Genomic DNA, 15,501 nt, shown 5'->3' with positions numbered 1-15,501 from the left:
TACACCCCCCCCACCCCCCCCCCCCCCCCCCCCCCCCCCCCCCCCCCCCCCCCCCCCCCCCCCCCCCCCCCGCGCTCTGGGCAGCCGGCACGTCCGCTCGGGCGCGCGCCGCACGGCGTCCCGATTCGGGCGTGGGCCTCCGTCCGGGAGTCACCGCGGCAGAGGGCCGCAGCGGCGGCGCCACGGGGGCCGGCCGCTCCGCGGGGTGAGAAGCGGGCCGCGCGGGTTGTGGCGCGTGCTCGGTCCGTACGACGGTCCGCTCCCGCTCCGTCCGCAGGTGGACCTCACGCGAGGCGGGTCGCCCCGTCAACTCGTCGTTCCCCGACGGGACTTGTGGCGTGTCCGGCCATACAGGTTCCTCGGCCTCCGGTGCCCCGGTCCGTACCGCCTCGATCCGCTCGAAGGGGCCGGCGAGTCGCGGCCGTACCCGCACCACCCCGGGACGCGGTGCGGCGGCCGGGGCGTGGCGAGCGAGCAGCCGGTCGAGGAAGTCGGGGGCCTCGGGGCCCTCGGGCCCGCGCCCGGAGGGGTCAGACATCCGCACACAACTCCAGGTAGTAGCGGCGCCGCAGCGGGCTGAGCGCCAGGATCTCGGGCTCGCTCCACCCGTACGCGGTGGCGAGCAGATGGACGTCGAGGAGCAAGTCCCTTGCCCAGGCGTCCAGTTCGGTCCACAGGTAGGAGGCGATGTCCAGTTCGGCGCGGGTCGCCGCGTCGCATTCGGGACAGTTGACGTTGAGCGTCACGTCGGCGGCCGGATCGGCCGCCTCCGCGGCCTCGGCGATCCGCCGCTGGACGGACGGCGGCAGTACGTCGACGAAGGCGGCGCCCCCGCCCGGTGCGGCGTGGGGCACACCGTCGGGCGCGTCCTGCCCGTGGCGTACGACCGACACGACGCACCGCGCGAGCAGCGCCCCGCGGACGTCGGCGTGATGCCGGGCCGCGGCCGTGAGGTCGGCGACGTTCGGCAGCCGGAACTCGACCTCCCAGCCGTCCTCCGTGATCCGCACCGACGATGCGTCGGGTACACGCAACGACCGGGCGAACTCACCGGCGTCCAGGTCGAATTCCATGTCCGCCCCGCACACCCCGCACTCCAGGCGCACCTGCATCCGCTCGCCGAACAGGGCCCGGCGCAGCGCGAACAGGTCGGCCTCGCGTGCGCCCACCGGCAGCGACAGCAGCGCTTCGCTGTCGCCGCCGGTGTCCGGGCGCGCCGCGTGGTGCAGCAGCAGGGCACGTCCGTCGAAGGTCCGGTCGAGCCCGGCCTCCCAGGTGGCAAGCAGCTCAGCGGCTTGAGCGATCGCCATGTGTGCACCCGTCCGTTCCTTCGTACGCAACCTGCTCTCGTCCGCGCCCCTTCAGGGGCGCGGGGCTGTGAGACCATGCGGCTCCGCCGCGTGGGCGTGACCAGCCACATACGGCCCGCAGCTCCCCTCGCACATCCATCGATGTGTTCAGGCGGGGTTGAGGAACGACGGTTCCTCAGGCTCCGGCACCTCGTAGTCCCGCTCCCAGCCCTCGCACTCGAGCTTCAGGCTCTGGATCGCCACCGCGTTGGCGTTCGCGTCCAGCTCGCCGAGCACCTGGTACTCGCTCGGCCAGGTCCGGTAGAGCTTGTGCGAGACGGCGACCTGGCCGGCCTCGTTGAGGACCTGGATGACGATGTCCTTGCGGAAGTCCGCGAGCGACACCTCGGAGCCGAGCCCGGCGCCGACCTGCCAGACCTTGTTGGCCCAGCGGTCGAACTCGGGGTCGTGCGTCACGCCGCGCTCCAGCGTGATGCCCTCGAACTCGGAGCGTCCCGGCGACTTGCGCGGGGAGCTCGGATCGCCGCCGTGCCGGTGCTTCACGACTTCGGTGGTCCGCTTGAGCGGACTGACCTTGCTGATGCCCGCGACCGTACGACCGTCCCACAGGACCAGGAACTTGAAGTTCTTGTACGGATCGAAACGATGGGCGTTGACCGTGAACTCAGCCATCGAATTTCCTCGGAATTCCTTAGAGCTCGAACTGTCCGGACGTCTGCTGGATCTTGACGATCACGAACTCGGCGGGCCTGACCGGCGCGATGCCGACCAGCACGTTCACGACGCCGTTCGCGATGTCCTCGTCCGTCGTGGTGTCCTTGTCGCACTTGACGAAGTACGCCTCACGCGGCGTGCTGCCCTTGAAGGCGCCCTGACGGAACAGCGTGTGCAGATACGAGGAGGCGCTGAGGCGGATCTGCTGCCACAGGTTCTCGTCGTTCGGCTCGAACACGACCCACTGCAGGCCGCGTTGCAGGCTCTCCTCCACATACAGCGCGAGCCGCCGCACCGGCACGTACTTCCAGTCGCTGTCGAGGGCGTCGGAGCCCTCAAGGGTGCGCGCCCCCCACACGAGGGGGCCCACCATCGGGAAGGTGCGCAGGCAGTTCACGCCCAGCGGGTTGAGCAGCCCGTTCTCGCGGTCGGTCAGCTGAACCGTCAGCGAGTGCACACCCGCGAGCCGCGCCTCCGTTCCGGCGGGCGCCTTCCACACGCCGCGCTCGGAGTCCGTACGGGCGAACACGCCCGCCACGGCGCCCGACGGCGGGAAGGCGCGAAGCCGCCCGGTGAGCGGGTCGGTGAGCTGCAGATGCGGGAAGTACAGGCCCGCGTGGTTGCCGCGCACCGCGTCGAACGCGGACAGGCCCGCACGCGCCGCGTCGACGCTGCCCCACGAGCCCGGGGCGTCGACCAGGAGGAAGATCCGCTGCTGTTCGCACAGGCGCTGTGCCGCCGAGACGACCGTCACCATGTCGTCGGTCGACTCGTACGCCGCCAGCTCCGGCAGAGCCAGCAGGTTGACGTCGGCGACGTCGCGCAGTGCCTGGATGCCGGTCTTGTCCGCCTCACTGCCGATCAGGTCGCGCGGGCCCGGTGCCTCGCCGTCCTGGCCGCCGCCCAGCGGGAACACCGGCGGGTTGACCGAGGCCTCGAGCCCCAGGTCGTTGGCGCACTCGCCGAGGAAGCGGACGACGTCCTCGGGGTCGGTGGAGCCGGCGACGACCTGGAGCCGTCGGCCGAACGCGGTCACCTCGACACCGGCGAAGGCGTGCTTGCCGGGTGCGTCGGGCAGCGCGCGCAGCTTGCGCTCGAGGAGCAGCGCCAACTCGGCGACGGTGCACGGAGCCTCGCCGTCGCACTCGGGGTCGTACAGCGTGAACTCGCGCTCGACCTCGCCGATCTTCACGGTCAAGTCGACCGCGAGGTCCGGCAGTTCGCGCCCGAACGGCTTGGAGACGGTGCCCGACGGGTCGGGGCGGCCCTCACCGACGACGTCCACGCGGATCAGGCGCGAGCCGGTGTTGACCAAGGTCGGGGCGTACCGGCCGCTGGCCGGGTCCAGGGAGAGGCCGGTGAAGGACTCGCGGGCCTGGCCCCTGGCGTCGTACACCCGCAGGTTGAACGTCTCGTCCGGATGCGGTGTGTCGTAGTCGACGGCGACGCGCAGGCCGTTGCCCCACACGCCGGGTTCCTTGGCGTGTACGTCGAGGACCGCGCTCTGGCTGTGGCCCTCGGTCGACTCGAGGCTCACGCAGGCGGCCTTGCCGGTGTTCGCCTTCGCGACCCGCACGATCACGGCGACGGTGCCGCCGTTGCCGAAGAACTGGTGCACCGCGTAGCCGACGGCGCTCTGTGCGCTGAGGCCCCCGAAGCGGCGCTCGAACTCGGTGAAACTCGTGACGCGCACCGGCTCGTTGAGCGGACCGCGCCGGGTGTGACCCACGAAGGCGGTCACCGAGGTGGTCACGGTCGAGATGGTGCGGACACTGCTGGGAAGCTCTTCGACGTAGACGCCGGGATATGTCGGCTTGGCAGCGCTCACTGCATTCGTCGGCATTCCCCCTCCTATCCCTTCTCAGGCACCGGGTGAGGCACCAAGAGACGGCAGAGGGAGACGGCTCGTCAGCGGGTCGACCCGTCGCAAGGCCGGCCCACTACGGCGTGCGCGACCGTATGGGCCCCTAGGTCCAAGGGGCGCGTCGATCGCACACTCTTCATCAGTTTTCCCCCGTCAGTCCCCGGGCGGTTGGCCGCCCGGGTCAAGCAATGCGCTTGTGACTCCTGATGCGTGTGTGCTCAACACACTCTGGAGTGCGTGCAGTTGACGAGACAAGGCCTGTTCAGGACACCGTGGGAGGAGGTTCTGTGAAGGGCGTGTTCGCAGCAAGCAAAGTTTGCGCTCGTGTAGGCCTGTGGACCTGCTGTGGGAGCCGCCGAGTCAACTGGCCGTCGCCGAGGCCGAAATTCGGCTTGACGCCGAGTCACTCAGCTGCAGGTCGTTTACATCGGTGTAACAGGGTCTGAGGCTCATCACCGGCCACATCAAACGTTTTTGAGCGCGCCTGACCTGGTGCCGGCAGGTCGCCGTGAACGACACTGCACTCCCGAAACGATGAGGGGGGCGGCGTGGAACGACATCTCACGAGAGCGTGGTGCGTGGGGCTCGCCCTGTCGCTCTGGTACTCGGCATACAGTGGCTGACCGTCGGAAACAGCGGCGGTCTTCCGTCGGTGGTGATGCTGGCATGCATCATGAGCTTCGCCGGTGTGGTGCCTGCACATGGTCTCGCCCGCCGGTGGCTGACGAGTCGTGACCGTCGCACCCCCGGCTGGATCGCCTACCTGGTTGCCGCCGCGCTCTGGTCGGCTGCCCTCTCGCTCCTGACTTCGATGGTGCTCACGGGCCTGCCCCACGGATGGGACACAGCCTGGTCCTGGGCCGACATCCGGCTGCGCACGACGTGGATTGCCGGTGTCGTCGTCCCCGCTGCCCTCGGCACCCACGTCGTGAACCTTCTTTGGGACCGCCCCCGGCCCCCCAAGCGTGGTGGTGACCGCCCCCAGCCCTCTAAGCGTGGTGGCCGGCATCGTTGATCGGTTGATCAGCTGATCGGTGGCTCGCCCGCTCGCGAGGTGTGGCAGCGGTGGCATGGTGCGTGTCAGCTGGAGACGTCCGTCGCCAGGCGTGGTTCGCCGAGTTCGTCTCGCATGGCGTGGCGCAGGTCGCGCAGGGCGATGCCGTACGACCGCCTGGTCTGCGACGGCCACGACCGGTTCGCGGCCTGAGAGTACGAGTTGTTCCCGGACCGCGTAGACCTGGTGATCGCCGAAAGTTGCGCGCGCGGCGAGATCCCGCGACAGCTCGGCCGGATGGCGGCCGTAGGCCACCGCGAAGAGTGACTCCTGAGCGAGGTTGAGAGTCGTGAGGAACTCGCCGTAGAGCGCACGTCTGTGTTCCAACGCCTGTGTCTGGACCTCGCGTCCCCAGCGGGCGCGATCGGCCAGCAGGGTCGATCCGACTCCGACAACGGCACCGAGAAGCGTGGAAAGAAGCGTCAGCCAGGGGCCCGGTCAGGTGGCGGCGGGACAGGGCCGGCCTGCCGTCGCTCCGGGCCGTGTCGGCGGCGAGACCCGGCAGCAAGCATCCGTGGAGGGCCGGCTCGCGGATCCCGGCGCCCTGGAGGAGGGGCACCTCGTCGAAGCGGCACTCGGCCGACGCGACCGGTACGGCGATCTCGGCGAATCTCGGATCCACACTGCCCGAGTTCGGCACCTCACCCGTGATCGGCATCGTGGCGGTGGCCGCCCTGTCCGTCCACGGCTGCGTCTCGGACTCCGGCGGAACCCAGACCACCGTCGGCGCCTACGGCGTGGACGACACGACATGCAGCCTTCAGGAACGGGCTGCCCGGTCGCTTCTCCCGCCCCGGGATGCGGATCCGGGGCGGTGCGCACAGGGTGGGGCGTGTGGATCGGCATCGCGGCGCCTGGGTGATTCCCTGGGGCATCATCGTGCTGGCCGTCGTGGGAGACCTGGCCACACCGACGGACGTGACCACGGCTCCGCTCATCATCGCCGCGCCGGTCGCCGCCGCCTCGGTGATGAGCCCGCCGGGCATCGTGGCGGTGGGAGTGACGGCCATGGTCGTGCACGCCTTTCTCGCCGCCATCGATCACACGTTCGGCTGGCAGCACGGTCTGGCGAACCAGCTCACCCTCGCGGGGGTCACCGCGCTCGCCGTCGCCATCAACCGCATGCTCGTCCACCGGGAGGATCGCATCCGCCGGGTGCGCCGCATCTCCGCCATCGTGCAGCAGGCGGTTCTGCCCACCCCGCCGGGCCGGATCGGCGGCCTGCGGATCGCCGCCCGGTACGAGCCGGCCGAGGAGGAGGGGCTGATCGGGGGCGATCTGTACGTGGTGCAGCACACCGCCTTCGGAACGCGGGCCCTCATCGGCGACGTACGCGGCAAGGGCCTGGACGCGGTGCGGGCGGCGTGCGCCGACATCTGGGCCTTTCGGTACGCCGCCCACCACGCCCGCGATCTGCCCGAGCTGCTGGGCATGCTGGAGGCCGCGCTGCTGCGCGAAGGGGAGGTGCGCGGCGGGCTGGAAGAGGAGGAGGGGTTCACCACGGCGCTGGTCGTCGAGTTCGATCTCCACGGCGAAGCGGTGCGCGTGGTCAACCGTGGTCATCCGGCGCCCCTGCTGCTGGCCGCGGACGGCGCCGTCGTCGCCTGGACTCCGGCACAGGAGGCTCCGCCGCTGGGAATGAGCGCCCTCGGGGTGTGGGAGTCGCCGGTGGAGTCCTTCAGCCTCCCCGCGGGAGCGACTCTGCTGTGCTACACCGACGGCCTCACCGAGGCACGCGACCGGCACGGGCGCTTCTACGATCCGATGGCCCGGCTGCCGGACCTGCTCCCACAGCGCCCCGTGGACCCGCACCGGCCGGACATCGCGGAGCGGCTGCTGCACCTGCTCGCGGCCGACGTACGCCGGCACTGCGGCGGCAGGCCCCAGGACGACCAGGCGCTGCTGGCGGTACATCGGGTGGCGACCTGACGGTGGCGGTACATCGGGAGACGCGCTGACGGTGGCGGCAGTCGACGTCCCGGAGCAGCGACTGTGAGCTTGCTTTGGATTGTCCAACAATCGCAAGCGACAAGGGTGTTGGGTGCCCCCGAGAGGAATCTTCTTCCTGCAGACTTATTGAAGGCGGGGGTCGGCGGTGTTACGTTCCCATCACCGCTTGTCGGACAATCGCCGCGTCGAACACGTGGCATGCGAGCGCACCAGCAGACGAACGCAGCAAGGCTCCTGTGCATGCGCGCACCAGCCGCCGACTGTCGAGAAGACCGACTGCACGGGCACATCCGAACACCCCACAAGCGCAGGCGCAGGACCGCCCTACCCCATCCGTAGGCCGGTCAAGGAGACAATGATGTCGACCAATCAGCGCGACCCACATGCGGAGGCCCTCCGCTTCGAGCACGTCACCCTGGAGTTCCCGGGCAGCCACCAACCGGCCATCGAGGACGTGTCGTTCCAGGTCGAGCGAGGCAAGTTCGTCGCCGTGATCGGGCCCAGCGGATGCGGCAAGAGCACCATCCTCAATCTCGCCGCCGGGCTGCTCTCCCCGACCCGGGGAGAGGTCTACTTCGGCGGCGAGCCCGTCACCGCCGTCAACTCCGAAGCGGCGTACGTGACTCAGCAGGCCAACCTGCTGCCCTGGCTCAGCGTCAAGGCCAACATCGGCCTGGCGCTGAAGTTCCGCAAGGTTCCCAAAGCGGAGCGGGACGAACGGATCGCCCACTGGGTCAAGGTCGTCGGCCTCACCGGATTCGAGAACCACTACCCCCGAGAGCTCTCCGGCGGGATGCAGAAACGCTGCTCGATCGCGCGGGCGCTGATCTACGACCCGTCCATCGTGCTCATGGACGAGCCCTTCGGGCCCCTGGACGCCATCACCCGGCTCAAGCTCCAACAGGACCTGCTCAACCTCTGGGAGGAGCAGCGCGGCACGCTCGTCTTCGTCACGCACGACCTCAACGAGGCGATCTACCTCGCCGACGAGGTCATCGTGATGTCCAACGGGCCCGGCACGGTCCGCCGCGTCCTTCCCGTGCCCTTCGAGCGCCCCGCAGCATCGGCTCTCTCGTCGAGTCGGGCGAGTTCGCGGAGCTCTACAACGATCTCTGGAATCTCTTCAAGTCCGAGCTGGAGATGTCGGACGCCACAGCGTAGAAGACCGCCCAGCCGCCAAGCTGCCATGTGAGGTCCAACGTTGATATCGATCACGGAAGCGATCGCCGTTCCGAGTCCCCCGAAAACCGTCTGGCACGTCGTGTCGAGTCCCTCGGACGTCGTGTCCTGCATCAGTGGCGCCGAGCTCGGGGCGGCCCACGACGACGGCTCCTTCGACGGGACCCTGGTCGTCAAGTTCGGGGCGCTACGGGTCAGGTTCGCCGCCCGGGTCAGCCTGGAGCTGGCGGAGTCCGAGTTCGAGGGCCGCCTCTCGGCCCGCGGCCGGGACAGACAGGGGGCGACGCGCTTCAGCGCTCACGCCACGTTCCGCGTGGCGGCGGGCGAGGGCCCCGGCGATGCGCGGGTGACCGTGCACGGCGAGGTCCAACTCACCGGCAAACTCGCCTCGTTGATCGAGTCGGGTGCCGGGGTCGTGGTCTCCAGAATGACCAGGGACTTCTCCGCGCAGTTGATCCAGCGCTGCGCCGAGCCCGCCGAGCCGCACACTCCAGCGGCAGCGGCAGCGGCACCGGCACCGACCGCCGGCCTCGGCAGCGGCGGCGATTCGGCCGCAGACGCGACTGCCGCCGCGCGTCCCGCCGTGGCACCGCGGCCCCTCGGCCCGCTGGGCCGGTGCCGCGCCTGGCTGGCCCGCCTGCTGCACCGGCGACAGACACCGCCACCGGACCGACACGTGTCACCCGCCGAGTTCCCGCACCCGGTTGAGCAACACCCGACAGAGGAGGTCGGCCATGACAGCGTCCAGGCTCAATAGGGTGATCGGCGCGCTGGAGGCGGGGCAGCACGTCTTCGCGTCCTTCGCGTCGGCCGACCCGGCGGCCGCCGTCGAGTTCAGCACCACGGACTACGACGGCCTGGTCTTCGAGACGGAACACAAGCCATGGGACGTCACCGCACTCCGGGACAGTCTCCAGTACCTCCTGAATCGGCGTCAGATCTTCGGGGCGGACAGCCTGGCACCCGCGCTCACCCCGCTCGTGCGGATCCCGGCCAACGGCGCCGAGAAGGCGCAGTGGCATGCGAAGCAGGTCCTGGACCTCGGCGCGTACGGGGTCGTGTGGCCGCACATCTCGCACGCCCCGGCCGACCGTCATCGACGTACGGATCACCCGCGACGTGCTGAGCGTGCCCTACCGGCGGCTCATGTACGGCGAGGACGTGTGAGAGGGGGTGGAAGCGATGACATCACTGACCGTCCTGCTGGGGGACTACCCGCACACCCGGCCGCTGAAGGAGCGGACGCTTCCCGTGGCGGGGGTCGACTGCCGCTTCGCGGAGTCCTCCCCGCTGTACCCGGCCTTCGCCCGGATGGTCCGTGACCTGGAGTTCGACGTCTGCGAGATGGCGCTGGCGACGTACCTGCAGGCACGGGACGCCGGCATCCCGATCGCGCTGCTGCCGGTGGTCATGGTCGGCAACACCCACCACCATTCGCTGACCCGCCTGCCGGACGGTCCGGAGCTGTCGCCACGTCAACTCGTCGGACAGCGGGTCGGCGTGCGCTCCTACAGCCAGACCACCGGACTGTGGGTGCGCGGCATCCTGCGCGAGGAGTACGACGTGGAGGCCTCGGACGTCACCTGGGTCACCACCGAGGAGCCCCATGTCGCGCAGTACCGCGAGCCGCCGAACGTGGCGCGTTCACCGGCCGGGCGGGTCGCGGACCTGCTGCGCGACGGGGACGTGGCGGCGGCCGTGCTCGGCCCGCGCGCGATCGGGGGCCAGGGTGCCGGGCTGGTCCCGGTCATCGCGGACGCGGAGGCCGCCGCGCGCGCCTGGATCGAACGGCACGGGACCGTCCCGGCCAACCATCTGATCGTCGTGCGCGATGACGTGCTGCGGTCCGCCCCCGATGCGGTGCTCGCGCTCTATCGCGCTCTGAAGGACGCGATCGCCGCCACCGCCGGGGAGCGGGACGGGACGCCCGCCGGACGTGCGGCCGCGGCCGGTTGGAGCGAGCCTCTGGCCAGGTGCCTTGAGATCGCGGGGTGTTACGCCCTTGAGCAGGGGCTCGTACGGTCGCCGGTCGACGTCGGCGCGATCGAGAAGGAAGCGGCCTTCGTCGAACGGGGTGTTCTCGAACAAGGCGCTCCCGAACAGGGCCTTCTCGAACGACGGGCGCTCGCTGGGCGAGCTGCTGCGGGCCGGGGAGATCGACGCCGCGTTCACCGGCAACGCCGGGACCGGGCGGGCCGGCGCGCCCCGGGCCGGCTGGACGGCGGCCGGCGGCACCGAGGGCAAGGGAGAGGACAAGAGTAAGGACAAGGGCGAGGGCCCCTGCCCACTCTTCGCCGAGGCCGAATACCTCGGCGCGGACTGGTACCTGCGGACCGGCATCTATCCGCTGCACTCGCTGATCGCACTCCGCTCCGACCTGGTCGAGCGGAACCCGGACCTGCCGACCGCGCTCTACCGGGCGCTGGTCGAGAGCAAGCGGAGGCAGCTCGCGGCCGATCCGGAGTGGTCGGCACTTCCCCGATTCGCCCGGCAGGGGCGGCAGATCAACGGCGACCCCGTCCCGTACGGCATCCGGGTCAACGAACCGAGCCTCACCGCGATCGTGCGGTTCTCCCAGGACCAGGGCCTGCTCGACCCGGACTCCGCAGCGGACCCGCAGGCGCTCTTCGCCGGGGGCGATTACCCGGACGCCTGAGCGCCCGGCCCACAGCGTGGTGAAACAGCCGACACAGCAAGGGAGTTGGAACGTGGACGTGGTCGACGCGCACTGCCACATCATCTCGGAGGACCTGACCGGGTACCCGCGGGCGCCGATCGGCGGGAAGCAGTCGGACTGGGCCTCGTCCCGGCCGGTGACCGCGGAGGGGATGGTCACCCGCATGGACGAGACGGACATCAGGCAGGCCGTCCTGGTACAGGCCACCACGGCCTACGGCTACGACAACTCGTATGTCCTGGACAGCTGCCGGCGCCGGCCGGACCGCTTCGTCGCCGTGGGCACCTTCGATCCGCTGCGGCCGGACGCCGCCTCGAGCCTGGCTGCCGCGGTCGGCGACGGCGGCCTGGCCGGGGTGCGGCTGTTCACCAGCGGCAGCACCATACCGACCCAGGGCGAGTGGTTCGCCGCTCCCGAGACATACGAGTTCTGGCGCAAGGCGGGGGAGCTGGGCATCACCGTCTGCCTCCAGATGCGCCTCGGGGCGGCGACCAAGCAACTGGAGTCGTTCCTGGGGCGGTTCCCCGACGTACGGGTGCTCCTCGACCACATCGGCTATCCCGACATCGCCGCCTCGCCCGCGCACGCCGGGAGCGAGGTGGCACAGCTCGCGATCCACCCGGGCCTGCACCTCAAGCTCACCCACCGGAACCTGGAGCGGCTGAGCGACGCCGGCGACGAGGCGGTCGACTTCCTCGAGCCCGTGGTCGAGGCATTCGGCGCCGAGCGGATCGCCTGGGGTTCGAACTGCCCGGCCGCCGAACAGTCGCTGCCGGAGTTGCTCCAACTCGCCCAGGACGTCCTCGCGGTACTGCCGATCCACGCCCGTCAGGAGATCTTCGCGGGCACGGCGCGGCGCCTGTACCCGGAGCTCACCGCGGCGCGGGACTGATCGGTCCGGTGGCACCGACTCCGCGGAGCTGCCCCGTCCGACAGGCCGCCTGCCACAGGCCATACTCCCGGAGCAGTCGTCATCCCTCCCGATGCATAAAGGTGATCATGGTGGATATCAGCGGTTACGACGATGTCGTGGACGCGGGCAGAACCTCGCCGACCCGGCACAGCCAGGCGTACGAAGGGCTGCGCTCGCTGCTGCTGTCGGGAAGCGTCGAGCCGGGCGCGCGGCTCACCGAGGCGGACCTGACCAGGATGTTCAACGTCTCGCGGAGCACCATGCGGGCCGTCCTGGTCCGGCTGACCCAGGAGGGCTACGTCACCAGCGAGGTCAATCGCGGGGTGCGGACGAGAAGTTTCTCGGTCGAAGAGGCCGCGGACATTCTGGAGGCGCGCGAGACGCTGGAATCCGCCCTGGCCGGCAAGGCGGCGGAGCGGGCGACCGAGGAGGAGATCCGCGAACTGCGCCGCACGCTGGAGGCGATGGAGGACTGCAAGTCCCGTGGGGACCAGGCGGGTTATTCGCGGGGCAACCGAAGATTCCACCAGCAGGTGAAGGAGGCAGCCCATCAGCAGACCCTGGCACGGGCGTACGACACCCTCCTGTACCCGCTCGTGATGCGCCAGTACCGCAACCTCTCCGCACAGCACCCGAGGGCCGGGTCCCTCGAGGAGCACCAGGCCATTCTCCTGGCCATCGTCACCCGCAACCCCGAGGCCGCCGTCGCCGCGATGCGCCACCACGTCGCCTCCGCCCGGCAGGCGCTGCTGCTCCGGTCGGCTCGCGACCGCCCCGAGTCCTCAGCCGATTGACGAGTCATTCGCCACCGACTTGTTCGCCGCCGGCTTCTTCGCCACCACTTGCTTGCCACCGACTTGTTCGCCGCCGACCAGGAAGGGACTTCATGCGCCATCCAGTGGAAACCGAATCGGGACTGGTGGAAGGCATACCGGGCCGGGACCGCTCGCTCACCGTCTTCCGGGGGATCCCCTACGCGGCTCCCCCGGTCGGGGAGCTCCGCTGGAGGCCGCCGCAACCGCCGGCGCCGTGGCCGGGTGTGCGCAGGGCCGACCGCTTCGGTCCGATGTGCCCGCAGACGCCGAACAGCGAGGTGGCCGGCATCGACCTGCCGATGAGCGAGGACTGCCTCCACCTCAACATCTGGACGGGGGCGGCCTCCGCCGAGGAGCGGCGCCCGGTGCTGGTCTGGATCTACGGCGGCGGATTCCGCGTGGGCACCGGCGCGAGCCCGCGCTACGACGGTGAGAACCTGGCACGCAAGGGCCTGATCGTGGTGACCTTCAACTACCGTCTGGGCGCCTTCGGATTCCTGGCCACGCCGGAGCTGAGCGAGGAGTCCAGGCACCACGCCTCGGGCAACTACGGCCTGCTCGACGGCATCGCGGTCCTTGAGTGGGTGCAACGCAACATCGCGGGCTTCGGCGGCGACCCGGACCGGGTGACGATCGCCGGGCAGTCCGCCGGCGCGGGGTCGGTGAACTTCCTGGCCATGTCACCGCTCGCCAAGGGGCTCTTCCACCGGGCCGTCGCCCAGAGCCACGCCCGCTATTCCAGGGACCCCGAACTCCGGTACCTGGCAACGTCCTACCGGACTCTGGCCGACGCCGAGCGTTCGGGGGCGCGGTACGCGGAGGAACGCGGGGCGCGGTCGCCGGCCCGGCTGCGCTCGCTGCCCTGGCAGAAGCTGGTCGACGGGGACGCCGCCGTCGACGGGGCCATCGAGACCGGGAGTTCGGCCAAGCCGCCGCTGTTCCGCCCGGTCGCCGACGGCTGGGTGATCCCCGGCGGCTACGAGGAGACGTACGCGAAGGGGCTGCAGAACGACGTCTGCTACCTCGCCGGAAACAATCTCGACGAGAGCGGGGCGGTCCCCGAGAGTACCTTCGCGGCCTACCGGGCGGCGGGGAAGAAGGCCTGGCGGCCGGGTATGCCCCAGGTCCATGTGACCCTGGACGACTACGTCGCCGCGGCCCGGCGGAAGTTCGGCGCGATGGCCGACGAGTTCTTACGGCTGTACCCGGCGGGCTCGGACGACGAGGCGGGCCGGGCCCACAACGCGGCCGTACGCGACAACGCCCGGATCTCCACCTTTCTCTGGGGAGCGGACTGGGGCAGGCACGCCACCCGCCCGCTGTACACCTACTTCTGGACCCACCGGTCTCCGGCGCGGGGGCAGAACCCGCGGCGTGCCTCGCACAGCTCCGAGATCGAATTCGTGTTCGCGAATCTGGACCGCGACAGCGCCGAGTGGACCGACGAGGACCGCGAGACCGCGGAGACCATGTCCGGCTACTGGGCCAACTTCGTCGCCACCGGCGACCCCAACGGCCCCGGACTTCCCCACTGGCCGACGTACTCGCCCGATACGGAGGCGGTGATGGAGGTCGGCGACGGCTTCGGGCCGATCCCGGTGGCGGAGCCGTCCCGACTCGACTTCTGGAAGCGCTTCTTCCATACCCAGCAGGCATGGTGACAGGAGACGTCATGAGAGACCACAACTCGGATCCCCGCATGACCGGCAGAAGCACACCGGTCCGGCGCAGCGGTGTGCGGGCCGTCGCCCTGGCGGCCACGATGGCGCTCGGCTCGGCGCTGCTGACCGCGTGCGGCAGCTCCTCCTCCGCGGCGGCGGCCTGTCGTACATCGGTGTGGACAGGCCCTCGGACACGCTCTTGGTCGCGAACTTCGAGGCGGGCCTCACCGCGTCCCTCCCGATCGGGAGGGACGGGCGCCTCGGGTCGCCGGTGTCCGTCGTGAAGGACACGGGTTCCGGTCCCAACGCGCGGCAGCAGGGCCCGCACCCCCACGACGTGGTCATCGCTCCGAACGGCAGGTTCGCGCTGGTCGCGGATTTCGGCGCCGACCGCGTCTTCGTCTACCCCTTCGACCGCGCCACACGGATTCTGTCCTCCGACGCGAACGCCGGCCCGGGCCACTACGCCACGCAAGCCGGCTCGGGCCCGCGGCGCATCGTGTTCCATCCTTCCGGACGGACCCTCTACCTGCTGAACGAACTGACGGCGGACCTACAGACCCTCGACTGGAACCCGAGAGACGGGCTGCTGACACACCGCCAGAGCCTGCCCACCTACACGCCCGACTCCACGGGGACCAAGAGCGCCGCCGAACTGGGAATGAGCCGCGACGGCCGCTTCGTCTACGCGTCGAACCGGGGTGAGAACACCCTGGTCGTCCATGCGGTCGACCAGAGAACCGGCCTGCTCGCGCTGGTCCAGCGGATCTCTTGCGGGGGCCGGACACCGTGGAGCTTCTCGATCCATCGGAGCGGGCGGTGGCTGCTCGTGGCGAACGAAGCGAGCAGCTCCATCAACCTCTTCAGTATCGACCGAACGTCCGGGAGGCTGACCGACACCGGCAAGTCGATGGCCATTCCAAATCCCGACTGCATCACGTTCTGTGGGCTTGATGGTTAACCCGTTTCCACGCATCGGCGGTTTGATGATATAATCAATTCAGTTGCAGTTGTGGTTCCCCATGGGCTACAAGCGCTTTGATGGCCTCATGGTGTCAGGCACTTTAGTACCTCCGGTGCTTTTTCTGGGCAGGGTAATCATCACGGCGACGCGGGAGTGCGCACAGTGTGCACCCCCGGGCACTGCCCGAAGGAGATTTGACATGGCTACTGGCACCGTGAAGTGGTTCAACGCGGAAAAGGGCTTCGGCTTCATCGAGCAGGACGGTGGAGGCCCCGACGTCTTCGCCCACTACTCGAACATCGCCGCCTCTGGCTTCCGTGAGCTTCAGGAAGGCCAGAAGGTGACCTTCGACGTCACGCAGGGCCAGAAGGGCCCGCAGGCGGAGAACATCGTTCCCGCC

At 70.0% G+C, this 15,501-nt stretch carries 14 protein-coding genes; 11 read left to right on the top strand and 3 right to left on the bottom strand.

Going from position 1 to position 15,501, the window contains the following annotated elements; translation table 11 throughout:
- Positions 1-530: 530 nt before the first annotated feature.
- From ACZ4WS_RS34165 to ACZ4WS_RS34155, 3 genes are all read right to left on the bottom strand, one after another.
- Positions 531-1,310, bottom strand: a complete 780-nt coding sequence (locus ACZ4WS_RS34165) for a T4 family baseplate hub assembly chaperone (RefSeq protein WP_467986640.1) — start codon at positions 1,308-1,310, stop codon at positions 531-533.
- Between the two features lie 147 nt (positions 1,311-1,457).
- Positions 1,458-1,982, bottom strand: a complete 525-nt coding sequence (locus tag ACZ4WS_RS34160; RefSeq protein ID WP_067023001.1) for a phage tail protein — start codon at positions 1,980-1,982, stop codon at positions 1,458-1,460.
- Between the two features lie 19 nt (positions 1,983-2,001).
- The gene (locus ACZ4WS_RS34155; protein WP_467986639.1) at positions 2,002-3,867 is read right to left on the bottom strand and encodes a phage tail sheath family protein; all 1,866 of its coding nucleotides are present in this window, start codon (positions 3,865-3,867) and stop codon (positions 2,002-2,004) included.
- A 679-nt stretch (positions 3,868-4,546) separates the two neighbouring features.
- Here ACZ4WS_RS34155 and ACZ4WS_RS34150 point away from each other — a divergent pair.
- The 11 genes from ACZ4WS_RS34150 to ACZ4WS_RS34100 form a co-directional block, all read left to right on the top strand.
- Positions 4,547-4,903 (top strand): hypothetical protein, encoded by a 357-nt coding sequence (locus ACZ4WS_RS34150; protein ID WP_467986638.1) that lies wholly within the window; start codon positions 4,547-4,549, stop codon positions 4,901-4,903.
- An 837-nt stretch (positions 4,904-5,740) separates the two neighbouring features.
- Positions 5,741-6,871 (top strand): PP2C family protein-serine/threonine phosphatase, encoded by a 1,131-nt coding sequence (locus ACZ4WS_RS34145; RefSeq protein ID WP_467986637.1) that lies wholly within the window; start codon positions 5,741-5,743, stop codon positions 6,869-6,871.
- Positions 6,872-7,250: 379 nt separating this feature from the next.
- Positions 7,251-8,084, top strand: coding sequence for an ABC transporter ATP-binding protein (locus ACZ4WS_RS34140; RefSeq protein ID WP_467986635.1), 834 nt, complete (start codon positions 7,251-7,253; stop codon positions 8,082-8,084).
- A 9-nt stretch (positions 8,085-8,093) separates the two neighbouring features.
- A complete protein-coding gene (locus ACZ4WS_RS34135) occupies positions 8,094-8,828 on the top strand; it encodes an SRPBCC domain-containing protein (protein ID WP_467986634.1) in 735 nt (244 codons plus the stop codon).
- Positions 8,829-9,091: 263 nt separating this feature from the next.
- Positions 9,092-9,238 carry a hypothetical protein gene (locus ACZ4WS_RS34130; protein ID WP_467986632.1) on the top strand — a complete coding sequence of 49 codons (147 nt, stop codon included), beginning with the start codon at positions 9,092-9,094 and terminating at the stop codon, positions 9,236-9,238.
- Positions 9,239-9,253: 15 nt separating this feature from the next.
- Complete coding sequence (locus ACZ4WS_RS34125; protein ID WP_467986630.1) at positions 9,254-10,333, top strand: substrate-binding domain-containing protein; 1,080 nt, start codon at positions 9,254-9,256, stop codon at positions 10,331-10,333.
- Between the two features lie 446 nt (positions 10,334-10,779).
- A complete protein-coding gene (locus ACZ4WS_RS34120) occupies positions 10,780-11,640 on the top strand; it encodes an amidohydrolase family protein (RefSeq protein ID WP_467986629.1) in 861 nt (286 codons plus the stop codon).
- A gap of 107 nt (positions 11,641-11,747) precedes the next feature.
- Entirely contained in the window at positions 11,748-12,455 is a 708-nt protein-coding gene (locus ACZ4WS_RS34115) for a GntR family transcriptional regulator (RefSeq protein ID WP_467986628.1), read from the top strand.
- A gap of 92 nt (positions 12,456-12,547) precedes the next feature.
- Positions 12,548-14,137: a carboxylesterase/lipase family protein gene (locus ACZ4WS_RS34110; RefSeq protein ID WP_467986626.1), complete on the top strand. Its 1,590-nt coding sequence runs from the start codon at positions 12,548-12,550 to the stop codon at positions 14,135-14,137.
- A gap of 130 nt (positions 14,138-14,267) precedes the next feature.
- The gene (locus ACZ4WS_RS34105) at positions 14,268-15,098 is read left to right on the top strand and encodes a lactonase family protein (protein ID WP_467986625.1); all 831 of its coding nucleotides are present in this window, start codon (positions 14,268-14,270) and stop codon (positions 15,096-15,098) included.
- A gap of 202 nt (positions 15,099-15,300) precedes the next feature.
- Positions 15,301-15,501 (top strand): cold-shock protein (locus ACZ4WS_RS34100; protein ID WP_467986623.1); only part of this gene is annotated, 201 nt, incomplete at its 3' end.

It is taken from the genome of Streptomyces sp. NPDC029292 (assembly GCF_055569295.1).
The sequence above is the reverse complement of the archived record's forward strand: the minus strand, read 5'-3'. Positions and strand labels throughout refer to the sequence as shown.